This is a genomic window from Streptomyces sp. NPDC012510, assembly GCF_042955065.1.
Taxonomy (GTDB): Bacteria; Actinomycetota; Actinomycetes; order Streptomycetales; family Streptomycetaceae; genus Streptomyces.
The window spans coordinates 49421-68791 of sequence record NZ_JBIBEN010000003.1 but is presented as its reverse complement, the minus strand read 5'-3'; the positions used below and the strand labels follow the sequence as shown (position 1 = coordinate 68791).

Sequence of the window (19371 nt, the reverse complement as noted above, 5' to 3'; positions counted from 1 at the left end):
GTCCGGCCGAAACGCACGGGCGAGCCGGTCCGGTACGGTCGGCTCGCCGGTGTGATCGCTCGGTTCGGGCTGGATAGGCGTGAACTCCCGTTTTCGGCCCCGTCCCGCACGCTCGACGGCGTCGCAACCGCCGGCTACTCGTCCCCCTGCCCCTGCCCCTGAAGGGCTTTGGTGAGGTGCTGCGCGATGACCTCGACATGAGGCGGGTCGATGAGCGACAAGTGGTCGCCTTGGACAGGTACGACCTCGAGCGACGGGCACAACGATGCCCACCCGAGGTCTGGCTCGCTGCGCATGTAACGAGGGTCGAGCGACGTGGTCAGCCGCTGTGCATCCTGGGCCCGGTAGAGCACGACGGGGCCGGGACAGGGCTGAGGCCGGTACCGCTCTCCGACGCGTGCGTCGATGTAGGACGTCCGCTGGTGCTCCATAATGCCGGGGCTCATGTCAAGGCCGACTTCGGCGACGAGTCGCATGACCACGTCGATCTGCTGCTCGTCAGGCGTGGCAGCCAGTTCCTCGTAGGGCAGGTCAAAACGGCGGCCGTACGTTTTCTCGATGTATTCGGCGAACCGGCCGAACCGTTCGAGGAGCAGTTCCCTGGAGTCCAGCCCGGGGAGTGCTGCCGGCAGGATGGTGTCGATGAGTCCGAGGAAGCCCACGGCCTGGTCCGTCTCGCGGAGCTGGCGGGCGACCTCGTAGGCGAGACAGCCGCCGAAGGACCAGCCCAGCAGGTGGTACGGCCCCTGTGGCTGGAGCTCCCGGATGAGACCCAGGTAGTGGGCGGCCTTCTCCTGCATCGTGTGGAGGCGGTCCACGCGCTCGAATCCGTACACGGGCTGTTCCGCCGGAAGTAGCTGGACGAGGGGTCGGTAGACCGATGTCGGGCCGCCGGCGGGGTGAAAGGTGAACAGGGCGGGGCGGTGGGTGGCGGGCCGGATGTCGCGGAGGACGCGTAGGACGGACCCGCTCGTTTCATTCACCGCGGGCCGGATCAGCTCGGCGAGGGTGGCGACGGTGGAGTGGTCGAACACCTGCTCCTCGGCAAGGGCCGGGGCGGTGCCGCCCAGGCGCCGGCGGATGCCCTCCACCAGGTCATGAGCGGTGTGCTGGTCACCACCTGCGGCAAGGAAGTCCTGGTTGACGCCTTCCGGCCGCCGTCCGAGGACCTCGTGCCAGACGCCGGCCACCAGGCGTTCGGCGGCGTCTCGAGGATCCAGCGTGGTCGGCACCGCCGGGATCGCCTCGCTGCCGACGCGCTCCTGCTCGACGCCCCTCGGCTGAGCGGCTGCTGCCGTGTCACCGATGTCAGCCCCTGCCAGACCCAGCTCCCGCAGTACCGCGTCACCGACGGCACGAAGACTGGCACCCCGCAGAAGAAGAGGCCCGGGCAACGCCACGGCGAAGTCCTGTTTGACGGCGTTCTGGATCCGCACGGCCATGAGGGAGTCGAGGCCGAGGTCGGTCAGCGGAACGTTCTCGTCCAGGTCCTGGACGGCACGTCCCATGACAGTGGCCGTACGCCTGACGAGACGTTCGTAAATTCTGGCGGGGGCCGCTTCGCCGAGCGTCGAGATGCTTCCCGGGCCGTCCCAGTCGTCGTCGGAGAGACCACTGCCGCGCAGAACCCCCGCGAAGAACTCGACCGCGTCCAGTCCCGGGAAGGCTTCCAAAGCCCGACGGGCATCCAGATGTACGACGCCGGTGTACGTCCTGCCCCGGGTGACGAGCGCCTGGAGTGCGTCCAACCCTTCGGCCGCGGTGATGGGCTCAAGAGCTACGGCGGGGTTCTGGGGTGCCGCACCCACGTCGGCCCAGGGGCCCCATGCGATGGCGGTTGCGGGCAGGCCGCCGGCCCGGCGGCGGCGGGCGTGCGCGTCCAGCCAGGCATTGGCGGCTGCATAGGCCGCCTGCCCGGGAGAGCCGAAGAGGGCGGCGGCGGAGCTGTACGCCAGCCACCAGTCGAGATCGTGCCCCGCGGTGGCCGCCTCCAACTGGAGGGCGCCAGTGACCTTCGGCCGGAAGACAGCCTCGATGTCGGACGATCGCAGGTCGGTGATGACGCGGTCGTGGAGCACAGCCGCGGCGTGTGCGACTCCGCACAGGGAATGGCCTTTGGACAGGGCCGCCTCGACCAGACGCGTAGCCACACCGGGCTGAGCCACGTCCCCCTGCACCACGACGAGGGAGGTGCCGAGCTCGCCGAGTTCCGTCAGGACGGCCTGCGTCGCGCGGCCCGGGGCGCTGCGGCTGTTCAGGACGATGCGGCCGGCGCCCTGCTGGGCCAGCCGTCGCGCCGTCGCCAGGCCAAGGCCGGTCAGGCCGCCCGTCACGATGTAGGCGCCGTCGGAACGCGCGAAGGGCACCCTGGCGCTTGCGTCGTCAGGGTCCACGGCAGCCAGCCGGGCAATGAAGCGGGTACCTCCGCGCCAGGCGACCTCGTCGGCCTCGCCGTCGGCGAGCAGTTCCTGGGCCAGGTCGTCGACGAGACCGGGCTGCGGGTCGATGTCCACGAGGGTCGTACGCAGAGCGGGACGCTCCAGGGCCAGTACACGTACGAGACCGCGAAGAGCGGCCAGGTCGGGGTTCCCTGTTTCCCCCGGCACCACCGTCTGGGCCCGTTCGGTCACCAGCCACAGCCGGGGAAGCGACAGTTGCCGCTCGTCCGAGGCCAGACGGCGGGCGACGTCCGCGGCGGCGTGAAGTCCTCGGCACGCTCCGGTCGGCTCGGGACCGGCCGCCAGGAGCATGACCACGGCAGCCCGCCCGTCGTGTGTCTCCTCGCGCCAGGTGTCCAACAGGCTGCCGATGGAATCGGCCTGGTGATCCGCGAGCGCTACTTCGACGCCTTGTTCCCGCAGTGCCGACGCGAGGGAAGCGGCCCAGGGGTGGACGCCGCCGCGCTGATCCGTCAGCAGCAGGACGTGGGCCGGTGGGGAGGGGAGGGGGGCAGGTGCTTTCTCCCACGTGATCTCATACGTGGTTTCGTCGAGCGGCCGCGGGATCTCCCCCGGTTCGACGGTCCGGAGCTGCGTGTCATGGGCGACGACCAGTTCCCGTTCCCCGGGGCCCTCCGCGTGGATGTCCCACCTGCCGCGGTGGGGTGATCGTCCCCGGGCGTCGCCGGTAGTCGATTCGTCGATACACGGCAGGCACCGCACCCGGCACTCGCCCCGGGCAGGAGCCTGCAGCCGTACCTGCAGAGACCGTACGAAGACCGGAACGTCTTCCGTTGCGGGCGGCGTCTGATCCGCCGCGGGCACCTCCCCGCCCGGGCGGCCGCGACCGGCAGGTGCGTGCAGGACGGCATGGAGAAGCTTTCCGTGCGGCCGTTGGTTCGGTGCGTACTCCTCAGCGCCGGGCACGGGGAAGCCGGCCTCCAAGGGCGCGGCCCCTCCCGGTGCACGGCGGGCCAGCGGTTCGGGTCTGGTAAGAACGCGGGCAGAGGCATGGCACAGCCAGGCGCCGGAGGACGACCGTGAGTGGATGCCGACGGTTGCCTGATCGCGCCCCTCCGGCTCCCAGACGGTGGTGACAGGCGTCCTCGCGGAGACCGGTAGCCAATGGTGCACTGCCAGGTTCTCGATGCGTACCGTCTCGATGGCCCTGGCGCTCGCGGCAGTCGCCGCGGTGATCATGAGTTCCGCGCAGACGGGCAGCGAAAGAACGGCCCTGCCGTGCAGCTTGGCCGGCTGCTGGTTCCAGCCGTCGGTGCCGATGTCCCCGTGCCACAGGACACGGTCCGTGCCAGGATCCTCCACCCGCGTACCCAGCAGCCCGTGGCCGCCTGCGGGAACCGGCTGCCTCGAGAGGCTGCCCCTGCGGAACCAGTGGGGGACATGACGCCAGGGAGGGCTCGGCACGGCCACCCGCTTGCCGTCCGGCCACAGTTGTCCGGCCAGACCTCGCACTCCGGCCAGGTGGAGCTCCGCAAGTGCGGTGCGCAGGCGCACGCTCTCATCACTGTCCCGGTGAACCGTCGACAGCACGCGGCCGCGCCCCGGGGCCACCGCGTCAAGAGTCTCGGTGACGGGAACGACGGCAATGGGGTGGGGTGAGACCTCCAGGAAGATGTCGTGGCCATCGGCCGCCGCAGCGGCCACCGCCTGCTGGAAGCGAACGGGGCGGCGGGCATTGGCGCACCAGTAGTGCGCGTCCGCATGGATGTCGGCGCGCGCGTCGTCGAGGACCGTCCCGTACCAGGGGATGGTCGCGGTACGTGGGCTGATGCCGTCGAGGGCGTCGCGCAGCGCCGGAAGGACAGGATCGACTGCCGGTGAATGTCCGGCGCCGCCGACAGCGAGGAGCCGGGCGAGTCGCCCCTGCGCCTCGACTTCCTCGACCATGCGCGCGATCGGTTCACTGGGACCCGTGACGGTACAACGCCGCGGCGAGGCGTACACCGCGATGCCGACATCCGGATAGCGGCCAAGGACGTCCGCGCGGGTTTCCTCCGGCAGCTCCACGGCCGCCATCGCGCCGGCCTGCTCCTGGTCGATGGCCGCGAGCCGGGTGGACCGGTTGAGGATCACTCGTAGGCCGTCGCGGGTGTCAAGGGCGCCGGCGACCACGGCCGCACTCACTTCTCCCATCGAGTGTCCGATGACAGCGGCGGGTTCGACGCCGTAGGCGCGCAACGTGTCCGCCAGGGCGAGCTGCAGACCGAAGATGAGCGGCTGCGTGCGGTCGACGCTCGTGCCCTGGTCCGCGCGGGAGATGAGATCCGTCAGGGAACTGCCCGTCTCCGCCTCGAAGACCGGATCATGTTCGCGTACGGCAGCGGCGAAGACGGTATCGTCGCGCAGCAGCCCGCGGCCCATACCGTTCCACTGGGAGCCGTAACCCGAGAAGACGAGGACCGGTCCTCTCGGAGTCTCCCGGTCCGCTTCCGAGTCCTGTGCTGTCCGTGGTGGTACGACGCACGTCGGGGTCTCGCCCTTGGCGAGCGCTGCGAGTGCTGCGGTGAGGTCTTGCCGCCCCCGGCCGACGACGGCGGCGCCTGCCGGTCCCCGGCGTTGGTGTGCCAGCGTGTGGCAGACATCGGCGAGCGGCAGAGTACGGCCCCGCGAGTTCAGCCAATGGGCGAGACTGCCGGCAACGTCGCCGATCCGGTCCCGTGAACGTGCGGTGACCACCAGGACGTGCGGGACTCTCTCGGTGGTTTCCTCGGCGAGAAGGGAAGTCGGCTGGGGCGCCTGCTGGAGGACGGCATGAGCGTTGGTGCCCCCGAAGCCGAAGGCAGATACGCCCGCCAGGGCGGGGTGCCCGCGTTCGGCCGGCCAGCGAGTCGGCTCAGCGACGACGCGCAGGCCCAGCTCCGCGAAGTCGATGTGCGGGTTGGGGCTTTGGAAGTGAAGGCTGGCAGGCAGCTTTCCGTGGTGAAGCGAGAGCACCGTCTTGATCAGGCCGACGATCCCCGCTGCGCCCTCCAGATGCCCCAGGTTGCTTTTGACCGAGCCGATCAGCAGCGGTTGGTCGGCCGGGCGGCCACGGCCCAGGACGGCGCCTAGCGCTCCCGCCTCGATGGGGTCGCCCAGCAGTGTTCCGGTGCCGTGGGCCTCGACATAGCCGATGTCGGCTGCTTCGGTGCCGGCGTCGCCCAGTGCGCTGCGCAGCAGTGCTTCCTGGGCGACCGGGTTGGGTGCCATGAGCCCGGCTGAGCGGCCGTCCGAGTTGACTGCTGTTCCGCGGATGACGGCCAGAACCCTGTCGCCGTCGCGCTGGGCGTCGGTCAGCCGTTTGAGGACGACGACGCCGCATCCCTCCCCGCGCACGATGCCGTCGGCCCTCGCGTCGAACGGCTTGCATCTGCCGTCCGGTGCCAACGCGCCGACCTGGTCGAAGTTGGCGGTGATGGCCGGCGAGAGCAGCACGTTGACCCCAGCGGCCAGAGCGGTGTCGCATTCGCCGTCGCGGAGACTGCGGCTCGCCTGGTGCACGGCGACCAGGGACGAGGAACAGGCGGTGTCGATCGTCATGCTGGGGCCGCGGAGGTCGAGCAGGTACGACATACGGTTTGCTGCGATGCTTCCTGCCGCCCCGGTGCTCGTCCACGGCGTGACTCCTGACAGGTCGGCCGTGGTGAGATGCCCGTACTCGAGCGCGCTGAGACCGACGAATACGCCGGTGGCGCTGCCTTGGAGGGCCGAGAGCGGGATTCCGGCGTGATCGAGGGCCTCGCATCCCACTTCGAGCAGGATTCTTTGCTGAGGGTCCATGACTTCGGCTTCGTCGGGCGTGATCCCGAAGAAGTCCGCGTCGAAGCCCTCGATGTCGGCCAGGAAAGCGCCCCAGTGAGTGGTACGTGCCAGCGCTGCCGCGGTCTCGGACGTTCCGTCGTCGAAGAACTGCCAGCGTTCGGCCGGGATCTGGCCCACAGCGTCCGTACCTGCGAGCAGTCCCTCCCAGAAGGCGTCAGGCCCGTTGATGCCACCGGGGAGACGGCATCCGATACCGACCACCGCGACCGCGTCGGCGCCGGTGCGGTCGGTACCCTCGGCCGCCGTCCGGGTGCGGGTGCTCTGTTCGCGCGGTTCTCCTGATGCCAGGCTGCGAACCAGTTGCTCGATGCTCGGGTTCTCCCACACCAAGGTGGCGGGCAGTGTCCTGTTGAGCAGCTCTTCCAGCCGTCCACTGAGACCGACCGCGTCGCGCGAGGTCAGTCCGTACTCGGTCAGGGGACGCTCGGCGTCGAGTTCGTCGCCGGGTACGCCGCACAGGTCCGCGACCAGATGACGCAGCATGGAGCGGATCTCGGCGGCGGTCGGAGCCTCGATACCCGCGGTCCCCGGAGGCGCGTGCTCAGTGCTCGGCGGCTGCGATTCCGCCTCCCCTCCTTGTGCGGTGGTCATGCGGTACCAGATCCCTTCAGCGCCGCGTGCTTCGTAGCCGTCCAGGTGCCGGCGAGGTATTGCGCGCGGCAGGCGCTGCGGGCCACTTTGCCGCTGGTCGTGCGGGGTACGGCGCCGGGTGGGACGTAGACGAAGTCATGAACGGCGATACCGTGGGTGACTGAGACAGCCCCGCGTACGGCCCGCGTCACCTCGTCGAGATGCGTGTGCGGGTCCGTGACGGCAGGCGAGTGCTCGGCGACGACGACCAGCCTCTCGCCCTCGTCGGTGGACACGGCGAACGCGGCCGTGTGGTGGCGTCGGACAGCGGGGTGTGCGCTTTCTACCGTGCGTTCGACGTCGTGTGGATAGTGGTTCGTACCGTCGACGATCACCAGGTCCTTCATTCGACCCGTGACATAGAGCTGCTTGTCGTGCCACATGCCCAGATCGCCCGTGCGCAGCCAACGCTGTGCCGGATCAGCCGGATCTCCGCCCTCCATGACGGCGCCGAAGGACTCCCCGTCCAGCGGGCGACCCCAGTAGCCGCGGCCGATGTTCGGGCCCTGTAGCCAGATCTCCCCGATCTTCCCGTCCTCCTGCCGGCGGCCGGTGGCAGGGTCGACGATGGCCACTTCCTGATCGGTCGGTCGGCCGCAGGCGACCAGTTCGGTGATGGATCCGCCTTCGGTCGGTTCAGCGACACGCGCGGTGCCCTGCGCCAGCAGGTTCCGGTCGAAGGAGGTGACGGTCGGTTCCTCCCCGGCAGGCGACGCCGCGACGAACACGGTGGCTTCCGCGAGGCCGTAGGAGGGCCGCATGGTCGTCCTGTGGATGCCGGACGGCGCGAAAACTTCGTGGAAGCGCTCGAGAGTCCGCGGGCTGACGGGCTCGCTGCCGTTGATCATGCCGGCGACCGATCCCAGGGACAGGCCGGTCCGTTCCTCGGGTGGCACCCGATGAACGCAGTAGTCGTAGGCGAAGTTCGGTGCGGCTGTGAGGGCTCCGTCATGGCGCGCGAGCAAGCGGAGCCAGCGGGCCGGTTGCTGGACGAAATCCAGCGGATCCATGATGACGGACCGCATGCGGCCCACGACCGGCATGGCGATCCCCAGCATCAGACCCATGTCGTGATACAGCGGAAGCCAGCTCACGGCGCAGTTGCGCCCTCTGCGGACGTCATAGGCTTCCATCGCCTGCCGCGCGTTGACACAGACGTTGGCATGGGTGATCTCCACCCCGGACGGCATCCTCGTCGATCCGGACGTGTACTGCAGGTAGGCGCAGTCCTCGGGCTGCGGCTCCCGGGCTGTCCGAGCTTCCGTACCCGCTGTTCCAGCGGTCTGCGTAAGGTCCTCGACGCTCACGACGTGCAAACGAGGAGCAATACCGTGGCCGGCGCAGAAGTCGGCCACCGCTTCCCGTTGCTCGGGGGCGGAGATGGCGACGGAGGGTGCCGCATCGGCCAGCACAGCCGCCAGTTTCTCGCCGTGGCCGGGCAGGTCGGGGGGGAAGAGCGGCACGGCAATCGCGCCCGCGCATACGGACCCCAGGAATCCGACCACGTAGTCGAGGCCCTGCGGTGCAACGATGGCTACTCGCTCGCCTACCGCACCCGCCCGGCGCAGCCCTGCTGCCACCGTCCGTACCCGCGTGTCCAGCTCGTTCCACGTCAGCTCGACCGAGGCCCCGTCCCTGTTGGCGCCGAAGTCCATGAAGGTGAACGCCGGTTCATCGGGTGTCTGCCGGGCGGAGAGGGCCAAATGGTGGCTGAGTGTATCGCCCGTGACTGACGACATCTGATCACCATGCCTTGATAGGGGTCGGACAGCATGACAGGGCTTTCCGCGGCCCGGCCGATTCACCATCCCAGGCGCGCCCCGTGCAGCACAGGGAAGGACGGGTACGGGCGTGCTTCGTTCGTTCCGGCAATGCCTGAGAGGCCCCTTATTTCAGCGTCAGCGAAACACGAAGTCCTGATATTGACAGGACGACACGCGGGGTCCGCTGTACGGATATCCTCATTCGCATCCATGCTGTGCACAGGGTGGAACGGAGGAGCGCCCGGGAAGGGCAGACAGGCGGACCGAACAAGCGTGGCGTGTCCACTTGAGTCCGTTGGTCCACTCTGTACGATGAATTTCTGCTCCACCTGTTCGAGCCCGCTCGGGCTGCTCCCGCCCCCGTCGATCGGGGTCGACTTCCGAGGCATGGTTGATGAGCCGACTACGCGGACTCAGCGTTCTGGCGGCAATCATCCTGCCGTCCTTCATGACGGCTCTCGACAACACCATTGTCAACGTCGCTTTTCCGCAAATCCAAGAGGAGCTGGTCCTCGGCGAGTCCGGCCTGAAGTGGGTCGCGACGGTGTACCCGCTCACTTTTTCCAGCTTCCTGCTGCTGGGGGGCCGCTGTGTGGACTCCAGAGGGCGGCGCCCCACGCAGGTGTCGGGCATCGCCCTCTTCACGGCTTCGTCACTGTTGTGCAGCGTGGCCACCACCGGCCCGGACCTGATCGTCTGGCGGGGGCTGCAGGGGGTGGGAGCGGCTCTCATCATGCCGGCTTCGCTCGCGTTGCTGTCCCACGACCTGCCCTCCGGCGCGCGTAATGCCGGCATCAGCGCGCTGACCGGGGCACTGGCCACCGCACTCGCCTGCGGTCCCGTGATCTCCGGAATTACCACAGAACACCTGGGATGGAACTGGCTGTTCGCGATCAACGCGCCGCTCGGCGTTCTCTCCCTGATCCTGACGGTCGCGGCGATTCCTCGCGCCGCCAAACCTGACGGCGCAGTCCTGCGGCAGACCCCGAACTCCGCCCTTCCTCTCCGCACAGTGATGCTGGCCTGTCTTTTCTTCGGCGGACTCGCCTATTGCCTGATCGAGGGGCCTCGCTACGGTTTCACGGCCGCCAGAATCGTTGTTCCTGGAATGGTGTCCCTCATCTGCTTGATTGCCGTCGTGATAACGGAATCATCGAGCAGGCGAACACCGCTTGCCGATCTGCTTCGTCGGCGGGCGTTCGCGGGAGGAATCGTTACCCAGTTGCTGTGGGGCCTGGGAGTCACGGGCGTCTTCTTCTTCACTTCGCAATTCCTGCAGAATGTGCTGGACTTCAGCCCGACGTCCGCCGGCCTGACGTTCACGCCAGTGGCGTCAGCCCTGCTCATGACCGCTGTACTGGTCCCGAAGATGGTCCGGCGGTGGGGTGAGGGCCGGGTGTCGGCAGTGGGGTTGCTACTTGTGGCCCTGGGGCTGTTGCTCGTGGCCCGCGGTAGCGCCGCGGGAGGCTTTACCGACCTGTTGCCCGGGCTGACCGGTATCGGCATCGGCTCCGCCATGGCGGTTCCCTTGACGACGCGGGCTCTGGAGGCCGCCCCTGACCATGCGTCAGGTATCGCCGCGGGCTTGTTCAGCGCCACCCGCGAAGCCTCGGGTGTCCTCGGCGTCGCCGTGGTCGGTGTGATCGTCACGTACCGGCAACACTCAGCGGCTTCCGCGGGAGCCCACGCCGGCGAGGCATTTCTGGCGGGATACCAAGCGGGGCTCTACACCGCTGCCGCGCTGGTGGCGATCGGCGCGCCGGTGGCCTTGTGGACGTTGCACAGCCGGCGACCACCGACTGCGAAGTTGATGACCGGACGCTTCGCTGCCGCTGAAAGCCGGGTGTACAGGCGCTGGGCCCCGGCCTTGATGACACGCTTGTACGGATGCAGAAGGAGCGGCTGGGAAGCGCCGTCACCGTCCGGAGTCCGGGGCTTCGATGTGGTGGGGGAGGGCTACGCCCGCGATCAGGTGGACCGCTATCTCGAAGCGCTGTCCGAAACCGACTCGGCAGCGAGCCCACCTCTGTTCCAGGTCGTGGGGCGAGGATACGACTGCAAGCAGGTCGACGAGCACATCAGGGAACTCCTGGCGGACAGAGACATCAGCGGCTATCCGCCTGTGTAGTGCCGGCTGTTCTCGCTCTTGACGAACACGGCCCTTGAACCGGCCAAGCACCCCTACGACTTGTGCCATGCCGGCATCTCGTTCAGGTCGGCTTCCGGCGTCGCCCCCGCAGAGTGCGCACGCCGAAGCAGGGCGGAACATTCAGGTTCTCCTCCGCTCCTACGCCAAGTTCCTGGCCGAAGCGCGGAACCATGCCAACCGGCTGATCGAGGAGTCCATGCAGCGCTGGGAGGCCCCGACGGATGACCCGGAGGGCGCCTTGGCGGGGCCCTGGCCCGGAAGTACCCTGAACTGCCGGTCGGAGCTGGGATGCGGGTGGGAGATATGGAAAGTAAGGGCGCATTTCTACTAGCCGCTTGGTTGGGTGCTGCGGAGGGCGCCTGACGGGAATCTCCCCTGGTCAGGCGCACTCTTTTCTGCGGCCAATCTAGAAGAATCCCAGCTTCTTCGGCGAGTAGCTCACCAGCAGGTTCTTCGTCTGCTGGTAGTGGTCCAGCATCATCTTGTGGGTCTCGCGGCCGATGCCGGACCCCTTGTAGCCGCCGAACGCGGCGTGGGCCGGGTAGGCGTGGTAGCAGTTCGTCCAGACTCGGCCCGCCTGGATGGAACGGCCCGCTCGGTAGGCGGTGTTGATGTCCCGTGTCCAGACGCCCGCGCCAAGACCGTACAACGTGTCGTTCGCGATCTTGATGGCGTCGTCGAAGTCGTTGAACGAGGTGACGGAGACGACCGGTCCGAAGATCTCCTCCTGGAAGATCCGCATGCGGTTGTCTCCCTCGAAGATCGTCGGCTGGACGTAGTAGCCGCCCTTCAACTCGCCCTCATACTCGATGCGTTCGCCACCCGTGAGGACCTTCGCACCCTCCTGCCGGCCGATGTCCAGATAGGAGAGGATCTTCTCCAACTGGTCGTTGGAGGCCTGGGCACCGATCATCGTGTCGGTGTCCAGCGGGTGCCCGGCCCTGATCTGCTCGGTGCGGGCCACGGCCGCTTCCATGAACTCGGCGTAGTTCCCGCGCTGTACGAGAGCCCGCGAGGGACAGGTGCACACCTCGCCCTGGTTGAGCGCGAACATCGTGAAGCCCTCGAGGGCCTTGTCCCGGAAGTCGTCGTTCGCCGACCACACGTCGTCGAAGAAGATGTTCGGGGACTTCCCACCGAGTTCGAGGGTCACGGGCGTGATGTTCTCCGAGGCGTACTGCATGATCAGGCGCCCTGTCGTCGTCTCACCCGTGAACGCCACTTTCGCCACCCGAGGATTCGACGCCAGTGGCTTGCCCGCCTCCACCCCGAACCCGTTGACGATGTTCACCACACCCGGCGGCAGCAGATCCGCCACCAGGCTCAGCCAGACATGGATGGACGCGGGGGTCTGCTCGGCCGGCTTGAGCACGACCGCGTTGCCCGCCGCCAGCGCGGGCGCCAGCTTCCACGTCGCCATGAGGATCGGGAAGTTCCACGGGATGATCTGGGCGACCACACCCAGAGGTTCATGGAAGTGGTACGCCACCGTGTCGTCGTCGAGCTCCGCCAGCGAACCCTCCTGCGCGCGGATCGCCCCCGCGAAGTACCGGAAGTGATCGATGGCCAACGGGATGTCGGCGGCCAGCGTCTCGCGCACCGGCTTGCCGTTCTCCCAGCTCTCCGCGACCGCCAGCTTCTCCAGGTTCGCCTCCATCCGGTCAGCGATCTTCCGCAGGATGTCCGAGCGCTCGGTCACGGACGTACGGCCCCACCCGGGCGCCGCCGCGTGCGCCGCGTCCAGCGCGCGCTCCACGTCCTCGCTCGTACCTCGCGCGATCTCCGTGAACGGCAGCCCGTTCACCGGACTCGGGTTCTCGAAGTACTGCCCCCGCGCCGGCGGCACATATTCACCCCCGATGAAGTGGTCGTAACGCGCCTCGTAGGAGACGACCGCGCCGTCCGAACCGGGCGCTGCGAAACGAGTCATGGATGCCTGCCTCCCGAGAAGCGCCGCCCGCCGTTGGGCAGCTCTCGCGAGGAGGCTAGGAATCCGAATGTTGCAACGACGTTGCGGTGCCTCTCTCGAACCGGGTCAAGGGCGCCGAAGGCCTGCCCACCTCGGCGGCGCCGCCAGTTCCGACTCCAGTTCGCGCAGCCGTGCCCGTACCGCCGCAGTCGGTCTCACGACCGCGAGGGCCCGCCATATGTCCAGGTCGTCCTCGCCCCAGGGGGCGTGGGCCCAGTCCGCCAGGAGGTCGGGGTCGCGGCGCGCCATCAGGGCCGTCCGCAGCCCGTCCGCGAGCCTGTGCCGCAGCCGCACGACGGCCGGGGCCTGTGAAGCAGGCAGCAGCGGACCTCTGTACGACGACACGGCCGCCGTGACCGCGCCCGTCTCCAACCTCCTTTCCACCACCGCCACATCGGTCTCGACCGGAACCATGAGCCGGTACGGACGCGACCCCAACAACCCCGGTCCGAGCAGCCGGCGCAGCCGGGCCAGCTCGGCCCGCAGCGTCACCGGTGTCACCGACTCGTCCTCGTACAGCGCACAGAGCAGTTCGTCGCCGGACAGACCTTCCGGGTGCCGGGCGAGGAGCACCAGGATCTCGCTGTGCCGTCGACTCAGCCTGATCTTCCGTCCGCCGACGAGGAGCCGGGCCTCGTCACGGCCCAGAGCGGCCAGTTCGAGTCCGTCGGCCGAGGCGGCCGGCGGAGTGAGCAGGGCGAGCTGGGACTCGGCGGCCCGGGCCACAGCCTGAACGAAGCCGAGACTGTGCGGGTGCGCGAGTCTGTCGCCGCCGGTGATGTCGATCGCGCCCAGCACCCGCCCGGTGCGCGGATCGTGCACCGGCGCCGCCGCACACGTCCATGGCTGCACCCGCCGTATGAAGTGCTCGGCCGCGAACACCTGCACCGGCCGGTCCACGGCGACGGCGGTGCCCGGAGCATTCGTGCCGACCGCGGACTCCGCCCAGCGCGCACCCGGCACGAAGTTCATCCGGTCCGCCCGCCGGCGCGTCGCCGGATCGCCCTCCACCCACAGCAGCCTGCCCTGCGCGTCGCACACGGCCAGCAGATGCTCGCCGTCCGCCGCGAACGTGCCCAGCAACTCGCGGACCAACGGCATCACCCGGGCCAGCGGATGCTCCGCGCGATAGGAACCCAGATCGCCTTCCGTCAGCTCCACGCGTGCGGTGCCCTCCGGCCCGACACCCGCCCTGGCCGAACGCCGCCACGAGTCGGCCACCACGGAACGCACGGGCCGTGCCACCGCGCCGCCCTGGGTGAACGCCTCATGGGCGCGGCGCAACACCCGCACTCGTTCGACGGGGTCGGCACCCGGCTCCAGAGCAACCCAAGGATCGGTCAACTCGGCCTCCCGAAGGCATGCACAGCAGGGTCCATCGTCACGCCGGTCGCCCGCCCCGACAAGCCGTACGACCCCGCTGCCCGGCCGGACACCTCGGCGCGTGCGACGCCGGGACCGTCTCAGACCGCGTTGACCAGACGTAGGTAGCGAGTCCAGTCCCAGTGCGGCCCCGGATCGGTGTGGTCGGTGCCCGGCACCTCGTGGTGGCCGATGATGTGGGCGCGGTCCTTCGGTAGGCCGTACCGGTCGCAGATCGCCGCGGTGAGTGCCGCGGACCGCTCGTACATGGCACCGGTGAAGTACTCGGGCCGTTCCACCCAGCCCTCGTGCTCGATGCCTATGCTCCGTGCGTTGTAGTCCCAGTTGCCCGCGTGCCAGGCGATGTCCCGCTCCCGGACGCACTGGGTGACCCTCCCGTCGGCGGACCGGAGGACATAGTGTGCGGAGACCTGCTTCGCCGGGTTCCAGAAGACGGGCAGGGTGTTCTTGTACGTCGTCTGCGTCACATGGATGATCACGAGATCGACGGGGCGGCCGGCCGGGTGGGCGGACGCCGTGTAGTTGGCGGGGCTGGCGGGCTCCCAGCGGGCGGGGGCGTAGTCGGTGGTCGGTTTTCGGGCGTCGGCACGAGGGTTCGGGAGCAACGCGTAGGGGATCGTGGCCAGGGCGGTGCCCTGCAACAGCCGTCGCCTGCTCGGCAACGGTCGGGCTCGCTCCATGGGGTTCGCCTTTCTGGAAGTGAGGGCCTTCGGCGTCGTGCTCGAAGACGCATCCGCAGATCGACTGGCTGCGCCTCGCGTGAATCACGGTAAGGCGACCACGGTCGGGACGTGCGAGCGTGTGGAAAACGGTGGACAACCAGCGAGTTGTGGACAACTTCGTCACCCGTAAGAGGGAAACGCCGGCCCAGGTCCTGTGAACGGGGCGGCCCATCCGGCCGAACTAGGGCCGAACCCCTACCCCCGCCGGATCGTCCAGCACGCCCCGCACCACCGAATGCGCGGCACCGAGCAGCGGTCCCTCGGAGCCCAGTCGGGACACGGCCACGGCGCACGGGGGTCCGGCCGTGCGCCGCGCCAACTCCCGTTCCAGCGAAGGAAGCAGCCAGGGCGCGAGCGCGGCCAGGGCGCCGCCCAGCACCACGGTCTGCGGATCCAGCAGGTTGACTGCGCCGGTCAGCGCGACGCCCAGTGCGGTGCCGGCACCGCGCAGAGCCCGGTGAACGTCCTTGTCACCGGCGGCGGCCCGCTCGGCGAGGAACTCGACACGGTGCTCGCCCGGTTCGAGCCCGGCCGCCCGCAGCACCGCCTCCTCCCCGGCGTACTGCTCCAGACAGCCGCGCCCGCCGCACGCGCAGTCCGGCCCCTCCGGCCGTACGGGCACATGCCCCAACTCGCCCGCGAAACCGCGCGTTCCACGGAGCAGCCGACCGCCCACGACGACCGCCCCACCGATGCCGATCTCCGCGGACACATGCAGGAAGTCGGAGGGTGTGCCCTCGCCGAGCCAGAGTTCGGCGAGACCGCCGAAGTTGGCCTCGTTGTCCACGGTCACCGGCAGATCGCCGGGCAGCAGGGCGCCGAGGTCGGTGTCCTGCCAGTCGAGGTTGGGCGCGCGGACCACGGTCCGGGCGTCACCCGACACCAGACCGGGCACGGCGACCGCGAGACCCGCGGGCCACAGCCCCTCGCCCTCGGCGTCGGCGACGACCCGCCGGACGAGCCTGGTCAGCTCGTCCATGACCGGCTTCGGCGACCGGCCCCGGTTGGTGCCGTGCCGTACGGCACGTGCCCGTACCTCGCCGCGCAGGTCCACGGCACAGACCGCGAGGTGGTCCACACCGATCTCCGCGCCGATTCCGGAGGGGCCGCGTCCACTGAGGGCGAGCGCCGATCCGGGCCTCCCGACCCGGCCCGGCCGCTCGGGGCCCAGTTCCTCCAAAAGCCCCGAACGGATCAGCTCGTCCACGAGCGTCGACACCGCGGCCCGGGTCAGACCGATGCGAGAGGCGACGGCGGCCCGGGACAGCGGTCCCTCGGCGTTGACGGTGTGCATGACCCGGGAGAGGTTGCGGCGCCGCATGCCCTGCTGGTTGTCGGGCAGACGACGGCCCGAGCCGCTGGGGCCGGCCTCGTGCAGTGGTGCGCTCATGCCTCCCTCGGCTCCCGTCGGCGTGTCCTGCTGGGTGTCCCGTAGATCAAGTGGATGATCCGTAGATCATGCCGGACTCGGATTTTCCCACGTGGGACACCCCCTTGCCCGGTCAGCGGACGCCCGGTCCCCGCTCCAGCAACGGGGCCGCGTCGGAGAGCACCCCCGAGATCCTGGCCAGGGTTTCCTCGTCCCGCTCCACGGCCTCCAGAACCGGGCCGCGAGTGGTGTCCCAGCGGCGGGCGACCGCGGCCGGGTCCTCGCCGGTGAGCAGTCCGGCGGCCTGGGCGGCGGCGCCCAGTGCGACCAGTTCCTTGGCCTCGGGGATCTGTACGGCCCGTCCGGACAGCCGTCGTACGGTCTGCTGCCAGGCATTGCCCCGGGCGCCGCCGCCGATGAGCAGCAGCGGTGAGGAGGTGTCCGCGTCCGCGTCGAGCACCAGGTCCAGTGCGCCGAGCAGCGAGTGGACGGCACCGTCGTAGGCGGCCTGGAGCAGTTGCCCGCCGGTCGTGTCGTGGCGCAACCCGTGCAGCAGGCCCGAGGCGTGCGGCAGGGCCGGCGTGCGCTCGCCGTCCAGGTAGGGGAGGAGCGTGACCCTTGCGCCGGGCTCCACGGCCTCACGGTCCAGTCCCAGCAGCGCGGCGACACGGTCGACGGCCTGGGTGCAGTTCAAGGTGCAGGCCAGCGGCAGCCAGTCCCCGTGCGCGTCGGCGAAGCCCGCGACGGTGCCGGTCGGGTCGGCGGGGCGGCGCCCGGAGACGGCGTACACCGTGCCGGAGGTGCCGAGGCTCAGCACCGGGGTGCCGGGGCGCAGTCCCAGCCCCAGCGCGGCCGCCGCGTTGTCGCCGGTGCCGGCGGCGACCAAGGTGCCCTTGGAGAACGGCAGCTCGTGGGCGTCCCGAACGGTCCCGGCGACCTCGCCCGGCCGGACCACACGGGGGAGCAGCGCCGGGTCCAGGCCCACGTGGGCGAGGACCTCCTCGTCGTACGCCTCGTTCGCGGACGCCCACCAGCCCGTCCCCGAGGCGTCGCCCCGGTCGGTCGTGCCCTGGCCGGTGAGACGCTCGGTGAGGTAGTCGTGCGGCAGTCGTACGGCTGCGGTCGCGTGGACCGCCTCGGGCTCGTTCTCCGCCAGCCAGGCCCATTTCGTGACGGTGAAGGACGGGCCCGGCACGCTGCCGACGCGCTCCGCCCAGGCCTTCGCACCGCCCAGTTCCTCCACCAGACGGGCGGCCTGCGGTGCCGAGCGCACGTCGTTCCACAGCAGTGCCGGGCGGACCGGTTCGCCCTGGGCGTCGAGGGTGACGAGACCGTGCTGCTGGCCGCCGATCGACACGGCCGAGGCTTCGCGCGCCGGTTCACCGCACTGGCGCAGCGCCTCGCACAGCGCGTCCCACCACTGCCGGGGATCGCTCTCCCGGCCCGCTCCGGAGGAGACGGTGTGCGGTGCCTGCCCGCTCGCCACCACCCGTCCGGTCGACACGTCGACGACCAGGGCCTTGGTGGACTGTGTGGACGAGTCCACACCGACGACGAGCGGACCCTCGGCTGCTGACATCGGCTCTTCCTCTCACGCGGCTGGTGACTGCCGCTGACGCGGCTGACGCCTCCGTCGGGCGACATCTTGTCTTCCCGTCGGCGCGTCCGCATACTAATTTGTAAATCGCCATGACGAAATAGTCGGAGCGCAAGGAGCCGCGGCATGAACTACCAGCCCACCCCCGAGGACAGGTTCACCTTCGGCCTGTGGACCGTCGGCTGGCAGGGAGGGGACCCGTTCGGCGACGCCACCCGGCGCGCCCTCGACCCGGTCGAGACGGTGCAGCGTCTGGCGGAGCTCGGCGCCTACGGCGTCACCTTCCACGACGACGACCTGATCCCCTTCGGGTCCTCGGACAGTGAGCGCGAGGAGCACATCAAGCGCTTCCGCGCAGCCCTCGACTCGACCGGCATGACCGTGCCGATGGCCACCACCAACCTCTTCAAGCACCCCGTCTTCAAGGACGGCGCATTCACCGCCAACGACCGCGACGTCCGCCGGTACGCCCTGCGCAAGACGATCCGCAACATCGACCTGGCCGTCGAGCTGGGCGCAAAGATCTACGTCGCCTGGGGCGGCCGTGAGGGCGCCGAGTCCGGCGCCGCCAAGGACGTGCGTGTCGCGCTCGACCGCATGAAGGAGGCCTTCGACCTGCTCGGCGAGTACGTGACCTCCCAGGGCTACGACCTGAAGTTCGCGATCGAGCCCAAGCCGAACGAGCCGCGCGGCGACATCCTGCTCCCCACGGTCGGCCACGCCCTGGCCTTCATCGAGCGCCTTGAGCGCCCGGAGCTGTACGGCGTCAACCCCGAGGTCGGCCACGAGCAGATGGCCGGGCTGAACTTCCCGCACGGCATCGCGCAGGCCCTCTGGGCGGGCAAGCTCTTCCACATCGACCTCAACGGCCAGTCCGGCATCAAGTACGACCAGGACCTCCGCTTCGGTGCGGGCGACCTGCGCTCGGCGTTCTGGCTGGTCGACCTGCTGGAGAGCGCCGGTTACGCGGGCCCGAAGCACTTCGACTTCAAGCCGCCGCGCACCGAGGACTTCGACGGAGTGTGGGCGTCGGCCGCGGGCTGCATGCGCAACTACCTCATCCTCAAGGAGCGGGCGACCGCCTTCCGCGCGGACCCTGCGGTCCAGGAGGCCCTGCGCGCCGCACGGCTGGACCAGCTGGCCCAGCCCACGGCCGCCGACGGCCTGCAGGCACTGCTCGCGGACCGTGCGGCCTTCGAGGAGTTCGATCCCGAGGCTGCCGCCGCGCGCGGTATGGCCTTCGAGCAGCTCGACCAGCTGGCGATGGACCACCTGCTGGGCGCGCGCGGCTGAGCACGCGCGTGTGGGAGGCCCCTTTCCGCCGCGGCGAACCCGAGGCGGCGGGGGCCTCACGCTCGTATCGACCGGTCGTTGTCTTCGGCCGGTCGTTGATCCGGCCTGTTGTTGTCTTCGGCCGGTCGTTGTCTCGGCTTTCTCCCGTGTCTCCCCAGGTCGCCTTCTGTGGCGGAATACTTCGGAATCATGCGATCCATGGCATGGGTCCGTATCAACTCCCGTGCGGGTCTCGT

Annotated in this window: 9 protein-coding genes; 2 read left to right on the top strand and 7 right to left on the bottom strand. The window is 69.5% G+C overall.

The features are described from left to right. Positions 1–134 precede the first annotated feature (134 nt). Both ACFY9I_RS05840 and ACFY9I_RS05835 read right to left on the bottom strand, forming a co-directional pair. A complete protein-coding gene (locus ACFY9I_RS05840) occupies positions 135–6851 on the bottom strand; it encodes an SDR family NAD(P)-dependent oxidoreductase (RefSeq protein WP_390997170.1) in 6717 nt (2238 codons plus the stop codon). Then, positions 6848–8629 carry an AMP-binding protein gene (locus tag ACFY9I_RS05835; RefSeq protein WP_390998048.1) on the bottom strand — a complete coding sequence of 594 codons (1782 nt, stop codon included), beginning with the start codon at positions 8627–8629 and terminating at the stop codon, positions 6848–6850. The genes ACFY9I_RS05840 and ACFY9I_RS05835 overlap by 4 nt, the downstream gene beginning before the upstream one ends. A 418-nt stretch (positions 8630–9047) precedes the next feature. Here ACFY9I_RS05835 and ACFY9I_RS05830 point away from each other — a divergent pair, with 418 nt between their 5' ends. Next, positions 9048–10781, top strand: coding sequence for an MFS transporter (locus ACFY9I_RS05830; RefSeq protein WP_390997168.1), 1734 nt, complete (start codon positions 9048–9050; stop codon positions 10779–10781). 427 nt (positions 10782–11208) lie between these two features. On the opposite strand, the gene ACFY9I_RS05825 is transcribed toward ACFY9I_RS05830, so the two are convergent. The 5 genes from ACFY9I_RS05825 to xylB form a co-directional block, all read right to left on the bottom strand. Beyond that, a complete protein-coding gene (locus ACFY9I_RS05825; RefSeq protein ID WP_390997166.1) occupies positions 11209–12732 on the bottom strand; it encodes an aldehyde dehydrogenase family protein in 1524 nt (507 codons plus the stop codon). 105 nt (positions 12733–12837) lie between these two features. Further along, entirely contained in the window at positions 12838–14115 is a 1278-nt protein-coding gene (locus tag ACFY9I_RS05820; protein ID WP_390997164.1) for a GAF domain-containing protein, read from the bottom strand. A 119-nt stretch (positions 14116–14234) separates the two neighbouring features. Beyond that, entirely contained in the window at positions 14235–14834 is a 600-nt protein-coding gene (locus ACFY9I_RS05815) for an N-acetylmuramoyl-L-alanine amidase (RefSeq protein ID WP_390997161.1), read from the bottom strand. 223 nt (positions 14835–15057) lie between these two features. Continuing rightward, the gene (locus ACFY9I_RS05810) at positions 15058–16266 is read right to left on the bottom strand and encodes an ROK family protein (protein ID WP_390997159.1); all 1209 of its coding nucleotides are present in this window, start codon (positions 16264–16266) and stop codon (positions 15058–15060) included. A 112-nt stretch (positions 16267–16378) separates the two neighbouring features. Then, positions 16379–17824, bottom strand: coding sequence for a xylulokinase (gene xylB, locus ACFY9I_RS05805; RefSeq protein ID WP_390997156.1), 1446 nt, complete (start codon positions 17822–17824; stop codon positions 16379–16381). A gap of 144 nt (positions 17825–17968) precedes the next feature. On the opposite strand from xylB, the gene xylA reads away from it, so the two are divergent. Then, on the top strand, positions 17969–19135 hold the full coding sequence (gene xylA, locus ACFY9I_RS05800) for a xylose isomerase (RefSeq protein WP_390997154.1): 1167 nt from the start codon (positions 17969–17971) through the stop codon (positions 19133–19135). The last annotated feature ends 236 nt before the right edge of the window (positions 19136–19371 follow it).